Raw genomic sequence first — 19848 nt, 5'->3', positions numbered from 1 at the left:
GTGCCGGTGCTGCTCGCGCTGCCGGGGGCGGCGGGGGCGGGGTTCGTCCTCGCGGGCCTGCTCGCGTCCGCTTTCACCGCGGCGCTGCCGGCCGCGCTGCGGCGCCGGGACCGCGCACCTTGTCATTGCTTCGGGGGTTCGGCACGTCCGGTCGGCGGCGTGCACCTCGTCCGGAACGTCGTGCTGGCCGCCGCCGCCATCGCTGGGCTGTTCGGGGGCGCGGCGGCGACCGGGACGCCGGAGCCGGCGGGTGCCGTGGCCGCCGTGGTCGCCGGCGCGGTGCTCGCCGCCTTGGCGGTGACCGCCGACGACGTGGCCGAACTGTTCCGCCCGGTCTCCGCCGATGTTCACCATGCCACGAAGGGAATGTCGCGATGATGCCTGTCGTCGCCGTGCTGGCCGCCCTCGCCTTGGCGGTCTGCCTGCTGGATCTGGTTCTCACGCTCGGCGTGATCGGGCGGCTCCGCCGGCACACCGAGCTGATCTCGAACCTGACCTCCGGGGGACGGCCGTACGCGCTGCACCCCGAAGGGGGGACCGCCGGGCCGTTCGAGACCGTCGCCACCACCGGTGAGCCGCTGTCCCGGGACCGGCTGTCCGGCCGGACCCTGGTCGGCGCCTTCGCGCCGCACTGCCCGGCCTGCGAGGAGAAGCTGCCCGCCTTCGTCGAGTACGCCAGGGCCTTCCCCGGCGGACGCGATCAGGTGATCGCCGTCGTGGTGGGGGCGGAGAGCGAGGCCGGGGCCTACCGTGAGCGGCTGGAGCCGGTCGCCCGCGTGGTCATCGAGCAGCCCGTGACCGGTGAGATCGGCACGGCGCTGGCGTTGAACGCCTTTCCCGGGTTCGGTGTCCTGGACCGGTCGGGGACGGTGCTCGACGAGGACGTGGAGCTGACCCGGCCGGCCGCCGCCGCAGGGGTGTGACGGCCGCTCATGCGCGACTCTCTCGGCGGGGTCAGGATCGGGTTCCGGTCCGGTGCCGCCAGGTTCGGGCACGCCCTGGCCTTGGCCTGGCACGCCGGCCGGTACCAGATCCTCGGCTACGGGGCGCTGGAGCTGGCGGCGGCGGTGGTGCCGGTGTCGGTGGCGTGGCTGACCAAGCTCACGCTGGACGCGATAGTAGAGCGGTCCGTCAGCGTCTCCGCGCTGATCTGGATGGGGGGCGGGCTCGCCGCGGCCGGGCTGGCGGCGGTGCTGCCGCACACGTCCCAGTACCTGAAGCAGGAGCTGGAGCGCCGGATCGGCCTGACCGCCCAGGACCGGCTCTTCGCGGCGACCGAGCGGCTGTCCGGCCTGGCCCGGCTGGAGAACCCGGCCTTCCTGGACCGGCTGGCGCTGGCCCAGGGAGCCGGCGGCGGCACACCCGGCGCGCTGGTCTTCGGTGCGATCACCGTCTGCCGCGGCGCGATCACCATCATCGGGTTCCTCGGCGCGCTGCTGGTGGTCAGCCGGTGGATGGTGGCGGCGGTGGCGCTGGCGGCCGTCCCCGCGCTGGCCGCCCAGCTGCGGCTGTCCCGGCTCCGCGCGGCGATGATGTGGCGGATCAGCCCGCTGCAGCGCCGGGAGATCTTCTTCCAGCGGCTGCTGAGCAGCCTGCAGGCCGCAAAGGAGCTGCGCCTGTTCGGCACCGCCGGCCACTTCCGCGAGCTGATGACCGCGCAGCGGCTTGAGGCCGACGCGCAGCGGCGCCGGATGGACCGGCGCGACCTGGCCACCCAGTCCGGCCTGGGAGTGCTGGCCGCCGGCATCGCCGGGGCCGCCCTGCTGTGGGCCCTGTTCACCGCCAGGACCGGCGCCCTCACCGCCGGGGACATCCCCTTGCTCATCGCGTCGGTCGCCGGCGTCCAGGCCGCCGCCGCCTCCCTGATAGGCGAGGTGACGCAGGCCAACCACCAGCTGATGCTGTTCGACCACTACCTCGCCGTCACCACGAGCGAGCCGGACCTGCCGGTGCCCGCCCAGCCGCGGGTGACACCGCCGCTGCGGCGCGGTATCGAGTTCCGCGGGGTGTGGTTCCGCTACTCGCCGGAGCATCCCTGGGCGCTGCGCGAGGTGAACCTCACGATCCCCTCCGGCCGGTCGGTGGGCGTGGTCGGCCGCAACGGCGCCGGGAAGAGCACACTGGTCAAGCTGCTGTGCCGGTTCTACGACCCCGAGCGCGGCGCCGTCCTGTGGGACGGGGTGGATCTGCGCGACATGGATCCGGCCGAACTGCGGTGGCGGATCGGCGCGGTGTTCCAGGACTACATGGAGTACGACCTGTCCGCGGCGGACAACATCGGGCTCGGCGATCTCCAGCACCGGGACCCGGACCATGTGCAGGCCGCGGCACGCAGGGCCGGCGTGCACGACGCCCTGGCCGCGCTGCCCCACGGCTACGACACGCTGCTGTCGCGCGTGTTCTTCTTCGGGACCGACTCCCGCGGCGAAGACGCCGACCCCGAGGCCGGTGTCGTCCTGTCCGGCGGGCAGTGGCAGCGGGTGGCGCTGGCCCGCGCGTTCCTGCGCGACCGGCGGGACCTGCTGATCCTCGACGAACCCAGTTCCGGCCTGGACGCCGAGGCCGAACACGAGATCCACACCCGGTTGCGCGAGCACCGCACCGGCCGGACCAGCGTGCTGATCTCACACCGGCTGGCGGCGGTCCGCGACGCGGACCTGCTCGTCGTCCTCGACCAAGGACGGATCGTGGAACAGGGCACCCACACCGAGCTGATGGCGGCGGACGGCAGGTACGCCCGGCTGTTCACACTGCAGGCGAGCGGCTACCAGCCGAACCCGGCCGCCAACGTCCCGGCGCCATGACCTGGAGCGTCGTCGCCGCCGCGACCCTGCTGCCCCTGCTCGCCGGGACCATCGCGCTCCTCGCCGGGCTGCGCCGGCGCTTCGTCGTGATCAGCGTGAAGGGCCAGAGCATGCGTCCCGCACTGCACGCGGGCGACCGCGTCCTGGTCCGCCGCCGGCCGCTGCGGCACGTCCGGGCCGGCGACATCGTCGTGGTCGAGCGCGGCGCCCGCGGAAGCCGGGGACTGTCCGGCCGCGACTGGGTGATCAAGCGGGCGGCGGCCGTGCCCGGTGACCCGGTGCCCGCATCGGTGGCCACGCCGATGTCGGCGCCGCCGGGCACCCCCGTGCCGGACGGCCGCCTGCTCGTCCTGGGCGACAACACCACCGGAAGCGTCGACTCCCGCCACTACGGCTACCTCCCCGGAGCCGGCGTGCTCGGCGTCGTCGTACGCCGGCTGCCGCCGGCACCCGAGGCCGGTGACCGCTGAAGGCGCGGCCGGACGCCCCGGAACCATGGGCGAAATACGCCGACTCGATTGATCAGCATGTCCGCCGTGGCCAGAATGAACGCCATGGGCGACGGCGACGGCGAGACCACATGCCCGTACCAAGGGCTCGCGCCGTTCCAGAGCGACCGGACCGAGCTGTTCTTCGGACGGGCGCGGGCGACCCGTGACCTGCTCAAGCGGTTAGCGTCCCGCCTGGGCGAGGGCGGTACCGTCCTGCTGGTCTCGGGGGCCTCCGGCGTCGGGAAGTCGTCGCTGCTGCGGGCAGGTCTGATGCCGGCGCTGGCGGACGGCCTGCTGCCGGTCGCCGAGTCCGCGCATTGGCCCAGGCTGCTCGTCACCCCGTCGGCGAATCCGCTGCAGGCCCTCGCCGAACGCTGGTCGGAGACGTTCGGCGCGACGAGCACGACCATCCACGAGCGGCTGCGGGACGATCCGGAGGGGGCCGCGAAGGAGGCCGGCCGGTTCGTCCTGGTGGTCGACCAGTTCGAGGAACTGTTCACCCTGGTCGCCGACGAGCGGGAACGCCAGGCCTACGTGCGGGCACTGCACGCCATGGCCGCGGCCGCGCCCGGCGCCGCGGTGGTCGCCGGCGTCCGGGCGGACTACTGGGACCGGTGCGCGGCGTACCCGCAGTTCGCCGAGGCGATCCAGGACGGCCAGGTCATCGTCGAGCCGATGACGGAGTCGGATCTGCGGCTGGCCGTCACCGGGCCCGCGGCCGTGGCCGGGCTGGAGCTCGAACCCGGGCTCGTGGAGACCATCCTCGGTGACCTGCGCACCGGCCGGGCGGCCGGTGGCGGCTACGAGGCCGGGGCCCTGCCCCTGCTGTCGCAGGCTCTGCTCAACACCTGGGAGCGCCGTGCGGACGGCACGCTGACGGTCCGCGGGTACGAGGAGTCGGGCCGGGTGCGGGAGTCCGTCCAGCGCACGGCCGACGAGGTGCTCGGACGTCTCTCGGCCGAGGACCGCAAGACCGCGCTCCGCATCTTCCGGCGGATGACGCTGATCACCGCGGGCGGCCGCGTCACCCGGCGTACGGCGACCCTCACCGAGCTGCACGCCGCCGCGTCGGCGCTCACGGCGGAGAGCAAGGGACAGGTGGACGCGCTGCTGTCCGCGTTCGCCGGACGGCGCCTGCTCACCCTGCACGAGGACGCCGCCGAGATCTCCCACGACGCGCTGCTGACCGCCTGGCCGGCCCTGCGGCAGTGGCTCGCACCCGACCTGACCGCCCAGGCCGCCTACGATGGGCTCGTCGACGACGCCGAGCAATGGGACGAGAACCACCGCGACGCCGCCTTCCTCTACCGGGGCGCACGGCTGCTGGCGGTCGACGACAGCCGTCCCCGCTGGGAGCGCGACCCCGACAGCTTCCCGCCGCCCGGCCCCGTCGTCGAGGGCTTCGTCGCGGCCTCTGCGCGGGCGGCGCGGCGGGCCGCCCGCCGCCGGCGCCTCGCCACGGCCGGCCTCGCGGTGCTCACGGTCGCCGCCCTCGTGGCGGCGGGCGTCGCCGTCCGGGCGGCCGGCAACGCCGAGCACCAGCGCAGGCTGGCGCTCTCGCGGCAGCTCGCGGCGCAGAGCGAGATCGCCGGGGACCCCGTCCTCGCCGGGCTGCTGGCCGTGGCCGCGTGGCGGACCGCCCCCACCGCGCAGGCCCGCAGGCAGATGCTCGACGCGGCGGCGCAGCCCGGCCGGGGAGAGCTGCGCGGGAACGTCCGGGCGGTGACCCGGCTGCTGTTCGGCGCCGACGGCTCGGTCATCGTCACCGGGAGCGAAGACGGTGTCGTGCGGTTGTACGACGCGGCCTCGCGCCGGCAGCTCGGCGCCCCGATCGCCACCGACGACCCGGGATGCTTCGGCGGCCTCGCGGCGGCCCTCAGCCCCGACGCGAAACTCCTGGCCACCGCGTGCTTCAGGACCGTCCGGTTCTGGGACGTCGCCAGCCACCGGCAGGTGGGCGCCGCGCTGGACACGAAGGAATCCGTGCAGACGATGGCGTTCAGCCCGGACGGCAGGATGCTCGCGACACCCGCCTACGAGGGAACCGTCCGGCTGTGGGACGTGGCCGCCCGCAAGCAGGTCGGCACCCGCATCGGGCGCCCGAACACCGAGGACGGCGGCGACTCGATCAACGCGGCGGCCTTCACCCCCGACGGCAAGCGGCTGGTCACCGCCGGGGCGGACGGAAAGGCGCGGGTCTGGGACACCGCCACGCAGCGGCAGGTCGGGGACCCGTTCACCGGGCACACCGACGACATCGAGCACCTCTCCCTCAGCGCGGACGGGACCACCGCCGTGACCGCTTCCGCGGACGGCACCGCCCGGTTCTGGAGCCTCGCCACGCACGAGCAGATCGGCGCGGCCCTGCGGGACCCCGGTTCCCCCAGCCACTTCACTGCCATCGGCCTGAGTCCGGACGGCAAGCGTCTGGTCACCGCTGGGACCGATGGCTACGTCCGGCTGTGGGACACGGGGGACCGCAGGCAGGTGGGTCCCGTGCTCGGAGACCAGCCGGCGATCGTGAGCAGCATCGCGGTCAGCCCGGACGGTCGGACCGTCGCGGTTGCGGACAACGACGGCGCCGTCCGGCTCTGGGACGCGACGATCCACCGGCAGGTCGGCTCCGCGATGCCCGCGCTGTCCGCCGTCCGGTTCAGCCCGGACGGCAGGACCCTGGCCGCGCCCGGGCCCAGGATCGACGCGGACGCCACCGGCCCCGACCGCGCCGTCCGGCTCTGGGATGTCGCCACTCAGCGCCAGATCGGCCGGCCCCTGCTGCCCCCGGGAAACACTTCGGCCCGCGAGAACGCCGTCTACGGCGTCCGGTTCGGCGCGGGCGGACGGACCGTCATCACGAGGAGCTCCGACGGCACGATCCGGCTGTGGGACGCCGCCCGGCAGCAGCAGATCGGCTCACCCCTCTATGCGGACCGGGACAACTGGCAGGTGGAGTTCGGCCCTGGCGAACGGCTGCTCGCCGTCCAGCGCGACGACGGCTCCATCGGATTCTGGGACGTCGCGCGCCACCGGGAGTCCGGCCCCCGCATCACCGTCCCGGGCGGCACCGGGTCCGTCCGGGACGTGGCGTTCAGCCCCGACGGCGCGGTCCTGGCCGTCGCGAGCCGCGACCGCGCGGTGCGGCTCTTCGACGTCGCCCGGCGCCGCCAGATCGGCGCCCCGCTGCCGGACGCGGTCGACGCCGGCATCGTCGGCGACCTGGCGTTCAGCCCGGACGGCGCCACGCTCGCCACGACGGCGGCCAAGGGCGCCGTCCGGCTCTGGGACGTGGCGAGCCACCGGCAGATCGAGCCGTCCCTGACCGGTCACACCGACCGTGTCACCGTGCTGGCGTTCAGCCCGGACGGCGGGGTCCTGGCGACCGGTTCCACCGACGATACGGCACGGCTGTGGGATCTGCGGACCCACCGGCAGATCGGGCCTCCGCTCATCGCCCACACCGGCGTGGTGACGGGGATCGCCTACAGCCCTTCCGGGAACCTCCTCGCCACCGTCGGCACCGACCGGACCGCGCGGCTGTGGAACGTCTCCGTCCCCGCCGACCCCGCCGCCGCCGTGTGCGCGGCCACGGGCCGTTCACTCACCCGCGCTGAATGGAGGCGGTACGTCCCGGGTGAAGGGTTCCGGCGGATATGCGGGTGATCGCGCGGGCCGGGGCATTCGCCAGGGCGGCGCTGACGGGACGGAGGTAGGACGATTTTTCTGCGAGGTTTCCGGCGGCGGACGGGTATGCCCGTGGCGAAGCTGGTCGCGCTGTTCCGTTCGATCGCCGCCGGAGGGCGGCGGATGCACCCGGTGGCGGGGGACGTCCTCCAGCACTTCATGGACGGCGGCGGCGCGCCCCGGACAATGCCGTCGCGCTGGCTGCGCTCGTTCGAGGTGATCAGGAAGGCCGAGCGCAAGAACCGGCGCAGGTTCGAACGGCAGCTCGCGCGGGAGGCCCGGCGGCTGGAGGACGGCGCCTCCACCTGGCTGAACGACCACTGGGACGCCCGGATCAACGCGTTCATCGGCACGGAGCTGTTCTACGTCAGCAGGATGAGCCAGCTGCGCTCGCAGGGGTCGTTCGTGCTGACGCGCTCGGGCCCGCGGGTCCGGTTGTCCGGCACGGTCAGGCACCACTGGTTCGATCCCTACGACTGGGACCGCGGCCGCTGGGTCTTCATCCCCAAGCACGGGTTCGTTCCGATCGCGGTCGGCCGGGAGCTGGTCGAGGCGGACGAGGCCCGCAACTTCCTGATGGAATCGCGTCATGTCCAGACACTCGAGGGGACGTGCGTGGACGGACGGTGGCCGCGGCGCGGCCGGGCGGAGTTCGAGTGGGTCTCGGTGAAGACGGAGGACCGGTGAGCGACGGCCGTCCGGGCCCGCCCGACCCGACCGGCGCCGCAGGTGCCGCGGACTTCGTCGGGGCCCTCGTGCGGCTCCGGCGGTGGGCGGGCGAGCCGCCGCTGAGCAGGCTCCGCGCGCTGGGCGGCGAGGTCGTGACCCCGGACGGGGACACCGTCGACGCGCTGCCCAAGAGCACGACGTCGCACGTCCTGCGGCAGACCGGCAGGCTGCCCCGATGGGATTTCGTCAAGGCCTTCGTCACCGCGTGCCTCCGGTACGGCGACCACCCGGCCGAGCTGATCCCCGCCGAACTCGAACGCTGGCGGGCCGCCCGCGGCGCCCTGGCCGAGGCGGACGACCCCGCTCCCGCGCCCCCGGAGCCGTCGCCCCACGTGGCGGGCCCCGATGTGGAGAGCCCCGCCCCGGCCCGCCGGGACCCGGCGGTCGAGCTGCTGGCGCGGCGGGTGGCGCGCGAGGAGGACAGGGCCCGCCGGGGGCTGCTCGGCGGCTACAGCATCGCGCCGCTCTCCTTCGAGCCGCTCGCCGGCTCCGGAGCGCGCCAGGAGGCCGACCCCGAGGCGGCGGACGATCTGCGCTCGATCGGCCGGTTCTTCGGCGGCCTGGACCCGCGGCGGCTGCTGGTCGTGGGCGAGTCCGGGGCGGGCAAGACGATGCTCGCCATCGAGCTGGTCCTGCAGCTGGTGGAGCCGCTGATCACCGGGGGCGGGCCGCCCGCCGGCCGGCCGCTGGTGCCGGTGCGCCTGAACGCGGCCCGCTGGACGCCGGGCCGCCCGTTCGAGCGGTGGCTGGCCGAGCAGCTGGTGGACGACTTCGGGCTCGCCGGCCGGGAGGCGGCGCGGCTGGTGGAGGACCGGCTGGTGCTGCCGGTGGTCGACGGGCTGGACGAACTCGACCCCGAGCCCGCCGCGGGCCAGCCCGGCCGGGCGATCGGCCTGCTGAACGAGCTCAACCGCTACAGCGACCTGTCCGGACGGCGGCCGGGAGCGGTCGTCGTCACCTGCCGGGCCGACCGGTACGCCGAGCTGTCGCAGGCGCGGGCCGGGCTGCGGGACGCCGCCCTGATCCGGCTCCGCCACCTGACCGTCGAGCAGATCGGCGCCTACCTGCGGGCGCGCTGGCCGGACGGCCATCCGTGCGGCCAGGACCGCGTCGCCATCGAGAAGGTGCTGTCCGGCCCGCCGGGGACGGCCGTCCACCTGGCGCTGGCCACGCCGTGGCGGCTGCTGCTGGCCGTGACGGCCGTCGAGTCCGGCGCCGACCCGGCCGAGCTGCTCCGCGCGGACCCCGGGGCCGAGGCGGCGGACGCGGCGGCGCGGATGGCGCACAGGATGCTGGAGGCGTACGTTCCCGCGGCGACCGAACTGGCCCCGCGCGCCGGCCACGGCGCCGGCTACCGGCCCGAATCGGTGCGGACATGGCTCGTGCACCTCGCGGACCAGCTGCGCCGGCAGGCCGCGTGGGCCCCGGGCCGCGACCGGCCGCCCGGCCTGACGGCGATCGACATCGTCCCGCACCTGCTGTGGCCGATCGGCGGCGGACGCCTCGTCCGGGCGCTGCACGGCCTGTGCTGCGCGGTCTTCGCGGCCGTCGCCATGCTGGCGTTCTGGGCGGGGTCGGCGGTCGACGGCCCCGGTGACCTGCGGGACGGGCTGGACGCGCAGGAGGGGCTGACCTTGGCGCTCATGGCGGGCTGGGTCGCCATCGCCACCGGGCTGGCCCTGTCGCCGTGGCCGGCCGCCGCCGGCGGGCGCGCCGACGTGCCGCGCCGGCGGCGTCTCGCCGGGGGACTGCTCGGCGCGGCCGCGGGTTGCGCGGCCGGCGTGCTCGGCGGCCTCGCGGGGCTGGCGCTGACGGGCGGCGAGGTCTTCGGGCCCGGCTTCGCCGCGGCCGCGGGAGCGGCCGGCGGGCTCGCCTTCGGGGCGGTCATCGGGCTGACCGCCGCGGGCCGGCGAGGCGCGGGGCGCATGACCGTGTCCGAGGCCGTCCGCGCCGAGCCGGTCACCCTGCTGGGCTTCGGGCTGTGCGGTGCGCTCACCGGCCTCCCGCCGCTGCGGCTGGCGGGGGCCGGACCGATGCCGCTGACCTTGGGCGTCGTGGGCGCCTTCGCCCTGGCCGTCGCCCTCGGCGTCGTCTTCCGGATCGCCACGGGCGGCTGGAGCATGGACGCGGAACTGGCGCACCCGCGCGAAGCCCTGCGCCGCAACCCGCTGATCGGCGTGGCCTTCGGGCTGACCGGCGGGGTCGCCGCGTTCCTGGTGTTCCTCATGAACCGGGGCGTCCCCGGGGCACTGGCGTGCGCGCTCGTCGGCGGGGTGGCGTTCGGCCTCGCGTTCGGCGCGACGGCCTGGTCCCGCGCCATGATCGGCCTGGCCGTCGCGGTGTCGCGCGGGCTGCTGCCGCTGCGGCTGTGGACCTTCCTCGACTGGGCGTGCGAGGCACGGCTGCTGCGCGTCAGCGGAGCCACCTACCAGTTCCGGCACCGCGAGCTCCAGGACTTCCTGACCCCGCCGGAGAACGGCACGGGCGACGCCCGGGACACCGCAGGCCACGCCTGAACGGCTACCGCGCCAGCAACTCGAAATACGTCCGCTGCAAAGCCGGATCCGGATCCACGCCCAGTTCGCCGGAGAGCCGGACACGGATCGTCTCATATCGCGCCAGCGCATCGGCGCGGCGTCCGGCCCGGCCGAGGGCGACGAGCAGCCGCGTCCACAGGGGCTCCCGCAGCGGATGGCGCGAGACCAGTTCGCTCAGCTCCCCGATCAGCTCCCCGTGCAGGCCGGCGGCCAGATCCAGGTCGAACCGCCGCTCGAGAGCGGTGAGGTAGCGTTCGAGCAGCCAGGGCGCCTCCGATTCCCGGAGCCGGGCGGACGGCACCCCCTCAAGGGGGTCTCCGCGCCAGAGCCCGATCGCCTCGGTGAGCCACCTGCGCTCCGCGTCCGCGGTGGAGGCCGCAGCGGCTTTGCTCAGCATGCCGGCGAACCGGAGTGAGTCCACGTTCCCGGGCTCGGTGCGCAGGACGTAGCCGTCGGGGGTCGAGCCGATCACCTCCGCGCCGAGATGGCCTCGCAACCGGGCGATGTAGGTCTGCACGCTGCGCCGCACGTTGTGCGGTCGCTCCTCTTCCCCCCACGCCGCCGCCGTCAGGCGGTCGACCGTCACCGCCTGGCCCGCCGACAGCGCCAGGACGGCCAGGAGAACGCGCAGTCTGCCGGCCGTCGGCGACATGTGCCGTCCGTCCACCGACACGAAGAACGGACCCAGCAGACCAACGGAGATGACTTTGGGGGCGCCATTGCTTCCGCCCGAACTCGTGGACTCGGCCATAGTGGCATCGAAGACGCGTCCCACCTGCTCAGGCAACAGGCCGAACGATTTCGGACGGGATCGGACGGCCCGCGACCCGAAAGGCCCACGAAGCGCTGGGGGAGGCCGTCCGGCAGAGGCGCCGCGAAGCCGGCGTGAAGCCGATCCGGCGCCGATCTGAAGCCGGTGGCTGATTGGCTCGCTCCATGTCTACTGCAAAGGTGCGTGCGGCGCTCAGCGCGGCACTGATGGGCGCGACCATGGGCGTTGTCGGATTGAGCGGTGCGGGTACCGCCGCGGCCGCCGCCCCCTGCTGGTACAGCGGGGGCCACTGGTGGTGCAACAACGTCTCGGGCGCGGCCGTCTACGACTACAACAGGGACACCGCCCGCGCCTACCCCGATCCGGCCCACATCGCCGGGCGCATGTACAGCAACCCGAGCTGGTTCGACTGCCGCATCGAGAACGTTTCCACCGGTGGAGGCGGTCCGCACCCCAACCGCTGGATATGGACGAAGGCCGACAACGGCGCATGGGGCTGGATGAAGGACTCCGCGATCTACAGCGAGACGAACTCGCTGCCGGCCTGCTGGTAACCGAGACGGGAAAGGGAAGCACGTGCGAACCTCACACATCGCCCGCGCGCTGGCCGCGGTCTGCCTGGCCGGGAGCGGAGTTGTCGGGCTGGCCTCCGCTCCGGCGTACGCGGCGACGCCGTGCCGCGTCATCAACTTCGACCGGTACGAGTGTCACAACACCTACAACGCGCCGATCTACCAGCTGTCCTGGGTGAACGGCGACTACCAGGTGATCCGGGTGAACGCCCGGATGCTCACCACGACGAGCTGGTTCAGCTGCCGCATCGACGACGGCCCGTACGTCGGCGGCCCCCATCCCAACCGATGGCTGTGGACGCAGGGCGACGTCCGCGAACCGGGTTCGACGACGTCCTACGGCTACATGAAGGACACCTCCATCTCCAGCGAGACCAACTCGGTCCGTACCTGCTGAGCCCCGCTGCGAAGAACCCCTGCCGCCAGTACGCCCGGCCCACGGGCGTACTGGCCGCCACACGGGCGACGCGGGGCTGCGCTGTCACCGCGACCCGATCGCGGGCCGGCACGCCGCAGGCGTCCGCAAGCAGCTTGATGCCCGTACCGGTCGGGCGATGGGTTAAGCCGGGATGACCTTCTCGTCCCCCTTCCGGCTGAACCCGGACGGGCTGTAGTACCGCGTGACGTGTCCGTTCTCGTCCACCGTATGGCGGTAGTGGCGCATGAACTCCCAGAGCATCGGCGTCTCCTCGGGGATGTTGTTGTGGGACCGGTACAGGTTCTTGGTCACCTTCACCATCGGTGCCGGAGCGCCCCGCCTGCGCCAGGTCCAGGTCCGGAAGCGGTTGTACCAGCCGCCGGGCCGCCCCTCGCGCCGGTCCACGTCCTTCAGCGCGAGCCCGTTGGCCCCGAGGTGGTAAGCGGCCCAGGCGTCGAGGTCGTTCTCGACGTCGTCCCAAAGATCACCCTTGAGGAACGCCAGGTCGCCGTAGCCGTACATCAGGTAGGTGGGGATCGGCCGCCTCGCCGCCGGGTACCTGGCCCCCTCGAAGGCGATGTTCCCCGAAGGATCGGGAGCGGGAGCGAACGAGGTCGAGGCGACGGCTGCGAAGTACTCCGGCTTGGCCGCCGCGAAGAACTGGGTGACCCCGCTGCCGGCGGACTGTCCGGTGCAGTAGAACCGTGTGGCGTCGACGTCGTATTTCCTCGTCACCAGCTCGCGCAATTGACGGAAGAACACGTCGGAGTCCTTGTGGCTCACCGAGATCGGCGAGCTGCTGTACTGCTCGCAGATCACCACCAGGACGCAGCCTTCCCTCTGGGCGACCTGCCACCACTGGGCTGAGTCGAAGAACACCTTGTCGGTCTGGGTGTTGCCCGGCCATACGAATACCACCGGCGCTTGGCGCTTCCAGAGTCGGCGTGCGGATTCCGGGACGTGGACGAGGAACTCCCGGACCCGGCCCTCGACGGTCATGGTCTGGACGTCGACGCCGAGGCGGCGGTAGTCGGCGCGCCGGACGAGCTGGTTGCCGTAGGCGAAGAAGTTCTCGTACCGCGAGTAGGACGTGAGGAAAGCCAGAACGTCCCGGGTGGTACGCCGGTCCCCATGGTCGGCCGGCCGTTCCCGCACTGCCACCTTGGAGATGGGTCCCGAGAAGGACGTCATCCAGCGCCGCGAGTTCCGGCGCTGGCGATACACCGTGCCCAAGAGTCCGTCATGGACGCCGGCGGTGCCAGCGTCGTTGGCGCGGCGCCAGTAGGCGAGGCTGCTGGAGGCGCTACCACGGGGATCGAGGTACCAGGTCGGCACCACCACCTCGTCGTACCGGATCAGGTCGAAGCCTTCAGGAAAGATCACGTCGGTGTAGTCGCCCTGGGTGGTGCCGTCGAACTCCTGGGATCCGACGCCGCGGAGGTACTCGGCGGGCAGCCCAGGGGAGTCGAGGTAGGCCTGGCCGATCACCCGCAGCGGGAACGCCGCCGCCCATGCCTCGAGAGCCGGAGCGCCGGGTCCGTACCCCACCAGATACTCCAGGCCGAAGACCGAGAAGTAGGGGTTGGCCTGGTAGAAGGCCATCGCGGCGTCCACGTAGGACCGCTCGGCGGCCGCCGCACCCCAGCCCGGCTCGCCCGGTTCGAGGACGAACAGTCCCTCTCCGCGTTCGTCGGCGATGTCACGCCATCCCGTCCGGCGCAGGAACTCGCCGGTCTCGACGCCGTCGGGGACGGCCAGCACCGTGTAATAGGAGCGGATCGGCGTTTCGGCCGAGATGTAGACCTTGGCCGTGCGCTGCGTGCCGTCCAGATCGAAGCGCTTCTCCCAGTACCCGGTCATCTCCCGGGGCAGCTTGTTCGCGCGGCTGTAGTCGTACCCGGGCGCAGGGCGCCCGTCGAGGGGCTTGGCCGTGCCGAGCTTGGACGGGTTCGCGGCCGGGACCGCCCTGGCTGGAGCCTGGGTCGCGGCCTGGCCGACGACGGTTCCGAGCGCGGTGGCGGCGGCGCCGCGAAGGACCGCGCGACGAGGAAGGGGGGTCATGGGCGTCTCGCCTTCTGTCTTGGGTCCACCTAGTGGACCTATGAGCCCGTTCTAGGTGGAACTTGACCTTCCCATGCCATGTCGAGATCGACAAGACCCGCCGCGACGCTCACTCCAGACGCTTCCTGCCTCGCGCTAAAACCGGTATCTAGTCACCCTTGTCAGCTTCGGCCTTGCGCCTTATGTTGACGGGGAGTCCGTGTGACGGCACCGCAAGACCGACAGACAGTCCGAGGAGAGTCGATGCTGGAAGCAGGAGCGTCATGATCCGCGTGATCGACCCGTGCGCCCAGGCGCGACCGCTGTGGCTCGGCCTGGCGAACTGACGAGCACCTGAGCCGCATCCTCACTCCATTCCGACATGGGCGGCCCCTCGCCATCGGCGGCCCGTATCCGTACTGAAAGGTCACCGCAGAACTGATGCATGTCGGTGTTGTGAATGGACCCAATCTGAACCGCCTCGGCCGGCGGCGCCGTGACCGCTACGGCCGTCACACCCTGGCGGACATCGTGGCCGCCCTCGACGCGCTCATCGTCAATCCCGCCGGCCTGACGCCCTACGGCAAGCCGCTGTACGACGCGCTCTCCGACACCGGACTGCCCGTGGCCGTCGTACACATCACACAGCTTTACCGATACGAGGGAGCGGACGCCCAAGACCTTTTTCGCGGTATCGCCACGTCCTACATTGCCGGGTTCGGTTGGCGCGGCTACAGCATCGCTCTGGAGAATCTGCACGTGCGGCGAAGCGAGGGGCCCGCCTCGGCATGACGCCCTTTCCTTCGCTCGCCGCACCCTTGAAACTGGGCCAGGTCACCCTTGCCAACCGCATCGTCAGCGCCCCGATGGAACGCAACTACTGCACACCCGATGGAGTGCTGACCGACGCCTACATCGGCTATCTGGAGGAACGTGCGGCCGGCGGCGCGGCCCTGGTGTTCAGCGAAGCGGCTTACGTCCGCGCGGACGGGAAGGGCCGCGTGCGACAGATGGGCCTGACCGAGGATCGCCATATCCCGGGCATGGCCGCCCTGGCGGAAACGATCCATCGCCACGGGAGCCGAGCGGGCGTCGAGCTCAACCACGGTGGCCGCACGGTGCAGAGCAAGGTCAGCGGGACGCCTCCGGTGGCCCCGTCCGCCGTCCCGTGCCTGCCCGCCGGCGGAGACATGCCGACCGTTCTCGGAAGCCAGGACGTCCACGACCTCGTCGACGCCTACGGCGCCGCGGCGCGACGCTGCCGCGAAGCCGGCGTCGACGTGCTGTCCATCCATGCCGCCCACGGCTACCTCGTCCACCAGTTCCTCTCTCCGCTCACCAACCTGCGCACGGACGAGTTCGCCGACCCGACCCGTTTCCTGGACCTGGTCGTGCAGGCCGTCCGGCAGGCCGCACCCGACCTCTGCGTCGGCATCAGGATCTCGGCGTTCGAAGGAGTGCCGGACGGCCTGGACGCCGCGCGGACCCTCCAGCTGATCGGATCCGCCAGGCTGGATCTGCTCGACTTCATCGACGTCTCCGCCGGAAACTACGAGGCGGCCGAATGGATGGTGCAGCCCGGCGAGCAGCCGCCGGGAGTCCTGGCGCCGTCCGCGGAGCCCTACCGGTCGTTCGGCCTTCCCGTCGGCGTCGCCGGAAGGATCGCCGTGCCGCGCACGGCAGAGGCCGTCATCGCCGGAGGACAAGCCGACTTCGTCAGCATGGCTCGCGCCCTGCACGCCGATCCCCGATGGCCGAACCGCGTCCTGGCCGGGGAGCCGTTCCGTCCGTGCATCGCCTGCAACCTGTGCATCGACCGGCTGCACAGCGGTGCGCCGGTGCCGTGCACCGTCAACCCGGAGGCGGGCACGCCCTCCACTCGCCGCGCCGCGGCTTCCCATGCGCCGCCTCCCGGACGCAGCCTGGTGATCGTCGGTGCAGGTCCGGCGGGCTTGGAGATGGCGCGCCGTGTGGCCGGCCGGGGCGTCCGCGTCCACATTCTCGAGCAAGAGGACCGAGCCGGGGGAGAACTGGCGCTGGCCGCGCGACTCCACTGCTTCCCGCGCTACCAAGCCATCCTCGACTGGTACACCGACGAGATGGACCGGCTGGGAGTCGTTCTCCACACCGGCACCCGGGCCGACCACGACGTCGTCACGGCGTTGCGCCCTTCTGCGCTGGTCATCGCCACGGGCGGCCGGGTCCACGCCGCGGACGTGGAGGGCACTGACCTGCCACACGTCATCGAGGTGCGCGAGTGGCTTCGACGCGGCGATGCTCCCCCGGAGCGGTGCACGGTCTGGGGATTCGACCGGGCGGCCATGGCCGTCGCCGACCACCTCGCCGTCCACGGCTGTGAGGTGCAGATCGTCGGAGCCGGGACGACTCTGGCCCCAGAGGCAGGCCCGCGGGCAAGGAACCCGTCCGCGGCACGCCTCAGGGGGAATCCCAAGGTCAGTATCCACCTGGGGTATCGCGTGCGAGCGATCCGGAACGACCACCTCGTGGTGGACGGCCCCGACGGACGGACGACCATCCCGACACGGGGACCGGTGATCGCCTCCCACGGCGTCAAACCGGCCGCGCCCGGGATCGGACCGGTGGAGAGACTCGGGATACCCGTCCACTTGACCGGAGGAGCCGCCGGATACGGATCCTCCATGCACGACGCGCTCCAACACGCCGTTTCAACCGCTGCCGACCTCCTGCAAACGCCCCGCTGACCCTCGCCGCCGGATGCGATGCAGCCCCCACCCACCACGGCAGCCAGGAGGCGAGCGGTCTGACCAACCATTCCGACATCCGCCCACCATCTCGGACACCCAACCCCGGTTGCCTCTCGTGGCGTTGCGGCGGATGCGGTTGCTGGTACGGCCGGACACGGTGCTGCGCTGGCACCGCGACCTGGTCGCCGGGCGCCACGCTGCGCGCTCGCCGTCCAGGCGTCCGCCCCGGGCCGCAGCTGGCTCCCCGCGGCCTCGACCAGGTGCCTGGACGCTCGCTGACCTCGCCGGCAGCACCGCGCCGAGCCACGGGGCTCGGGGGGCCGGGTGAAGTCGCGGGCGCCGAGTCCGGGACGGGGCGGCGGAGCCTGGCCAGCACCCGGGTCCCGGTCTGCTCCTCACAGGTGCGTCGCTTGGCGCAGCAGGCGGTCGATGTTCTCGCGGCTGCGCCTGTCGGTGGGGGTGTGGACGACGAGGCGGACGCCGGGGTGGCCGGTCAGTTCCATGCCGGTGGCACGCAGGCTCACTTCGCCGATTCCCGTGACGTCATAGCGCTTGTCGCACAGGTGCGGTGGAGCGACGTCGTGCGTGGCCCAGAGCCGGGAGAACAACGGGCTGGCGGCGCACAGACGGGCGACGAAGTCCTGCCATCGCGGGTCGCCCACGTTCTGGCTGTAGCGATAGCGGAACCCTGCCACGGCCTCGGGCGCCTGCTCGTCGCGGTTGACGATGTGGTGCTGCCCCTCCGGTGCCGCGAAGAGGTGCCAGAGGGTGTTGCGCTCGCCGGGCGGAGCACTGACCAGAGCGGGGTGCAGGGCCGCGTATGCACGGTTCCAGCGCAGCACGTCGGTGCGGGCGTCGACCAGCATGGCGGGCAACGGGTCCAGGGCTTCCAGGACGGTGTCGAGGTGGCCGGGGAGTTCGGACGGCGGATCGCTGGAGACCGGAGGCTGGGGCACCTCGGCCAGCCGGTAGAGGTGGTCGCGCTCGGCGGCATCCAGAGACAGCGTGCGGGCCACCGCGTCGAGCACCTGGGAGCTGACGTTGATCGGCCGCCCCTGCTCCAGCCACGTGTACCAGGTGATGCCGACACCGGCTAGCTGGGCGACCTCCTCGCGGCGCAGTCCGGGGGTGCGCCGCCGGACTCCCGGGAGGATGCCGACGTCCTCGGGTGAGACCCGCGCGCGTCGTGAGCGCAGGAACTCCCGCAGTTCGGTCCGGTTCGTGGTCGTCGGCACCTGTCCACTGTGCCAGAGCCGGGAGGCGTCGGCCTGGTGCTGCCAGTACCAGTATCAGCGGACTCTTGGCACCGGTGTCCGCGCAGGGCGCAGGCTCGTACCGCCTGTGTTCCCCAGGACGTTTCCTTCGGAACGGCTACCCAGATGAACGGACGACGAGTTCCATGAGCAACGCGTTTCACAACAAGGTCGCGGTCGTGACGGGCGGGAGTGCCGGGATCGGCCACGTCACCGCGCGGAAGATCGCCGAAGGGGGCGGCACCGTCTACATCACGGGCCGGGACCAGGACGCCCTGACGGCGGCGGCCGCGGATCTACCGGGTGATGTCGTCGGGGTGCGGGCCGACTCGCGCTCGGCCGACGACCTCGACCGGCTCTTCGCGCAGGTGGAGCGGCGCAGCGGCCGGCTGGACGTGCTGGTCGTCAACGCGGCGGCGATCGCGACCGCACCGCTGGGAACCATCACCGAGGACGTCATCAGGTCGGTCTTCGACGTCAACATCACCGGCACGATCATGACCGTCCAGAAGGCACTGCCGCTGCTGGCGGACGGTGGCGTCATCGTCCTCACCGGCTCGATGGCCGCGCACAAGGCGTCGCGCGGGCGGAGTCTCTACGCGGCTTCCAAGGCCGGGGTCCGCGCCCTCGCCCGTACCTGGGCCCTTGAGCTGACCCCACGCGGGATCCGAGTGAACGTGGTGAGCCCGGGCCCGACGGACACGCCCGGTATCGCACAGCTGGCCGCCACCGCCGAGGAACGCGCGGCGCTCATCGCCACGATGGGCACCGGGACCCCGATGACCCGGGCCGGTACCGCGGAAGAGGTCGCCGCCGTCATCGCCTTCGTCGCCTCGGACGCGGCCTCCCACGTCAACGGCGCCGACTACCAGGTCGACGGCGGTTACGGCCAGGTCTGACACCCTCACGGGGCCGTCACGGACTACCTGGACACGGCCGAATGTCCTCGATCACGGCCTCGGGGGAATCGGTACGGCAGTTGGCGGTGTGAACGATCACGCTCCGGACGGCGCGAGCGTGCTGACCCGGCTCTCGTACTCGCGGCGGTTGGACGACGTCGGCGAGGACCGAGAGCATGGCCGCCAGGACGTCGAGGTCGCCGACGTAGTGGACGCGGTCGGCATAAGAGCTCCGCGCTGCGGCCGCTTTCGTACTGGGCACCAGCACGACCACGTTGCCCGGTTCTGCATCGGCAACCCCGTCACGGTCGCGGTCTCCGTCGGCGAACTGCCGGGCCAAACCCGCACGGCCACGAGAAAGCCCAGGTCGGCGTCTATGGCCTGACCTGGGCTTATTTGGTGGGCGATACTGGGATTGAACCAGTGGCCTCTACCGTGTCAAGGTAGCGCTCTCCCACTGAGCTAATCGCCCTTGCGTGCTACGAGGTGGAGACGGGATTTGAACCCGTGTACACGGCTTTGCAGGCCGTTGCCTCGCCTCTCGGCCACTCCACCAGAGCGAGGCCTGACGGGGCCTCTCAGAGCGGACGACGGGATTCGAACCCGCGACCCTCACCTTGGCAAGGTGATGCTCTACCAACTGAGCCACGTCCGCGTGCCGGTCCGGAGGTCGCCCTCCGGGCTCGCACCTCAACTCTAGCGGAATCCTGGAGTGCTCGCGTACGGGGCGGCTTCGGAGTCGGTGAGCTCGGCGTGCAGGGTGTTCCAGAAGTCGAGTTCCTTGTCCTCTTCGAGGTGGGCGATGCGGCCCCAGAACTCGCGGTCCTCGGCCTCGTGGGCGGCGGCGAGGGAGAGCGCGGGCATCATCGTGGTGCCGGCGTCGGCCGCGTCGAGGTCGGCCGGGGTGACGTCGGCCGGGAGGGCGA

The 19848-nt window shown here is 72.4% G+C and carries 16 protein-coding genes, 3 tRNA genes and 1 pseudogene; 13 read left to right on the top strand and 7 right to left on the bottom strand.

Features of this window, described 5'->3' with window-relative positions; all coding sequences use genetic code 11:
* The 7 genes from E1293_RS47755 to E1293_RS29140 all read left to right on the top strand — a co-directional run.
* On the top strand, positions 1-378 hold a 378-nt coding region (locus tag E1293_RS47755), incomplete at its 5' end, for a MauE/DoxX family redox-associated membrane protein (RefSeq protein ID WP_341770218.1).
* A complete protein-coding gene (locus tag E1293_RS29165; RefSeq protein ID WP_132200694.1) occupies positions 375-923 on the top strand; it encodes a thioredoxin domain-containing protein in 549 nt (182 codons plus the stop codon). The genes E1293_RS47755 and E1293_RS29165, both read left to right, overlap by 4 nt.
* 9 nt (positions 924-932) lie before the next feature.
* On the top strand, positions 933-2804 hold the full coding sequence (locus tag E1293_RS29160; RefSeq protein WP_132200693.1) for an ABC transporter ATP-binding protein: 1872 nt from the start codon (positions 933-935) through the stop codon (positions 2802-2804).
* Positions 2801-3274 (top strand): S26 family signal peptidase, encoded by a 474-nt coding sequence (locus E1293_RS29155; RefSeq protein WP_132200692.1) that lies wholly within the window; start codon positions 2801-2803, stop codon positions 3272-3274. The genes E1293_RS29160 and E1293_RS29155 overlap by 4 nt, the downstream gene beginning before the upstream one ends.
* 75 nt (positions 3275-3349) lie before the next feature.
* Positions 3350-6955: an nSTAND1 domain-containing NTPase gene (locus tag E1293_RS29150; protein ID WP_243716688.1), complete on the top strand. Its 3606-nt coding sequence runs from the start codon at positions 3350-3352 to the stop codon at positions 6953-6955.
* Positions 6956-7042: 87 nt separating this feature from the next.
* Entirely contained in the window at positions 7043-7663 is a 621-nt protein-coding gene (locus E1293_RS29145; protein ID WP_132200690.1) for a hypothetical protein, read from the top strand.
* Positions 7660-10221: an NACHT domain-containing protein gene (locus E1293_RS29140; RefSeq protein ID WP_132200689.1), complete on the top strand. Its 2562-nt coding sequence runs from the start codon at positions 7660-7662 to the stop codon at positions 10219-10221. Before E1293_RS29145 ends, E1293_RS29140 begins: the two co-directional genes overlap by 4 nt.
* A gap of 4 nt (positions 10222-10225) precedes the next feature.
* Here E1293_RS29140 and E1293_RS29135 read toward each other — a convergent pair whose 3' ends face one another.
* Positions 10226-10993 (bottom strand): AfsR/SARP family transcriptional regulator, encoded by a 768-nt coding sequence (locus E1293_RS29135; protein ID WP_132200688.1) that lies wholly within the window; start codon positions 10991-10993, stop codon positions 10226-10228.
* Positions 10994-11178: 185 nt separating this feature from the next.
* Between E1293_RS29135 and E1293_RS29130 the strand changes: the two genes are divergently transcribed.
* Both E1293_RS29130 and E1293_RS29125 read left to right on the top strand, forming a co-directional pair.
* Complete coding sequence (locus tag E1293_RS29130; protein WP_165978440.1) at positions 11179-11568, top strand: hypothetical protein; 390 nt, start codon at positions 11179-11181, stop codon at positions 11566-11568.
* Between the two features lie 22 nt (positions 11569-11590).
* A complete protein-coding gene (locus tag E1293_RS29125; protein WP_132200687.1) occupies positions 11591-11983 on the top strand; it encodes a hypothetical protein in 393 nt (130 codons plus the stop codon).
* Positions 11984-12145: 162 nt separating this feature from the next.
* Here E1293_RS29125 and E1293_RS29120 read toward each other — a convergent pair whose 3' ends face one another.
* Positions 12146-14065, bottom strand: coding sequence for an alpha/beta hydrolase family protein (locus tag E1293_RS29120; RefSeq protein WP_132200686.1), 1920 nt, complete (start codon positions 14063-14065; stop codon positions 12146-12148).
* Positions 14066-14485: 420 nt separating this feature from the next.
* Between E1293_RS29120 and E1293_RS29115 the strand changes: the two genes are divergently transcribed.
* Positions 14486-14836, top strand: coding sequence for a type II 3-dehydroquinate dehydratase (locus E1293_RS29115; protein WP_132200685.1), 351 nt, complete (start codon positions 14486-14488; stop codon positions 14834-14836).
* Complete coding sequence (locus E1293_RS29110; RefSeq protein WP_132200684.1) at positions 14833-16767, top strand: oxidoreductase; 1935 nt, start codon at positions 14833-14835, stop codon at positions 16765-16767. Before E1293_RS29115 ends, E1293_RS29110 begins: the two co-directional genes overlap by 4 nt.
* A gap of 398 nt (positions 16768-17165) precedes the next feature.
* On the opposite strand, the gene E1293_RS29100 is transcribed toward E1293_RS29110, so the two are convergent.
* Positions 17166-18005, bottom strand: coding sequence for a helix-turn-helix transcriptional regulator (locus E1293_RS29100; protein ID WP_132200683.1), 840 nt, complete (start codon positions 18003-18005; stop codon positions 17166-17168).
* Positions 18006-18169: 164 nt separating this feature from the next.
* On the opposite strand from E1293_RS29100, the gene E1293_RS29095 reads away from it, so the two are divergent.
* Positions 18170-18922, top strand: a complete 753-nt coding sequence (locus tag E1293_RS29095; RefSeq protein ID WP_132200682.1) for an SDR family NAD(P)-dependent oxidoreductase — start codon at positions 18170-18172, stop codon at positions 18920-18922.
* A gap of 88 nt (positions 18923-19010) precedes the next feature.
* A complete protein-coding gene (locus E1293_RS29090; RefSeq protein WP_132200681.1) occupies positions 19011-19307 on the top strand; it encodes a hypothetical protein in 297 nt (98 codons plus the stop codon).
* A gap of 12 nt (positions 19308-19319) precedes the next feature.
* On the opposite strand, the gene E1293_RS29085 is transcribed toward E1293_RS29090, so the two are convergent.
* The 4 genes and pseudogenes from E1293_RS29085 to E1293_RS29070 form a co-directional block, all read right to left on the bottom strand.
* Positions 19320-19394 (bottom strand) — tRNA-Val (locus E1293_RS29085).
* A gap of 12 nt (positions 19395-19406) precedes the next feature.
* Positions 19407-19477 (bottom strand) — tRNA-Cys (locus tag E1293_RS29080).
* Positions 19478-19504: 27 nt separating this feature from the next.
* A tRNA-Gly gene (locus tag E1293_RS29075) sits at positions 19505-19577 on the bottom strand.
* Between the two features lie 41 nt (positions 19578-19618).
* Positions 19619-19848: pseudogene (locus tag E1293_RS29070) on the bottom strand (CHAP domain-containing protein); the annotation flags it as partial.

The sequence above is a fragment of the Actinomadura darangshiensis genome (assembly GCF_004349235.1).
Taxonomy (GTDB): Bacteria; Actinomycetota; Actinomycetes; order Streptosporangiales; family Streptosporangiaceae; genus Spirillospora; species Spirillospora darangshiensis.
This window is presented reverse-complemented; position numbering and strand designations above follow the sequence as displayed.

Excerpts from the sequence above, each read along its gene's own strand:
- E1293_RS29160 (WP_132200693.1), top strand. The coding sequence starts at position 933 with ATGCGCGACTCTCTCGGCGGGGTCAGGATCGGGTTCCGGTCCGGTGCC.
- E1293_RS29155 (WP_132200692.1), top strand. The coding sequence starts at position 2,801 with ATGACCTGGAGCGTCGTCGCCGCCGCGACCCTGCTGCCCCTGCTCGCC.
- E1293_RS29110 (WP_132200684.1), top strand. The coding sequence starts at position 14,833 with ATGACGCCCTTTCCTTCGCTCGCCGCACCCTTGAAACTGGGCCAGGTC.
- E1293_RS29095 (WP_132200682.1), top strand. The coding sequence starts at position 18,170 with ATGAGCAACGCGTTTCACAACAAGGTCGCGGTCGTGACGGGCGGGAGT.
- E1293_RS29115 (WP_132200685.1), top strand. The coding sequence starts at position 14,486 with ATGCATGTCGGTGTTGTGAATGGACCCAATCTGAACCGCCTCGGCCGG.
- E1293_RS29165 (WP_132200694.1), top strand. The coding sequence starts at position 375 with ATGATGCCTGTCGTCGCCGTGCTGGCCGCCCTCGCCTTGGCGGTCTGC.
- E1293_RS29145 (WP_132200690.1), top strand. The coding sequence starts at position 7,043 with ATGCCCGTGGCGAAGCTGGTCGCGCTGTTCCGTTCGATCGCCGCCGGA.
- E1293_RS29135 (WP_132200688.1), bottom strand. The coding sequence starts at position 10,993 with ATGGCCGAGTCCACGAGTTCGGGCGGAAGCAATGGCGCCCCCAAAGTC.
- E1293_RS29150 (WP_243716688.1), top strand. The coding sequence starts at position 3,350 with ATGAACGCCATGGGCGACGGCGACGGCGAGACCACATGCCCGTACCAA.
- E1293_RS29130 (WP_165978440.1), top strand. The coding sequence starts at position 11,179 with ATGTCTACTGCAAAGGTGCGTGCGGCGCTCAGCGCGGCACTGATGGGC.
- E1293_RS29120 (WP_132200686.1), bottom strand. The coding sequence starts at position 14,065 with ATGACCCCCCTTCCTCGTCGCGCGGTCCTTCGCGGCGCCGCCGCCACC.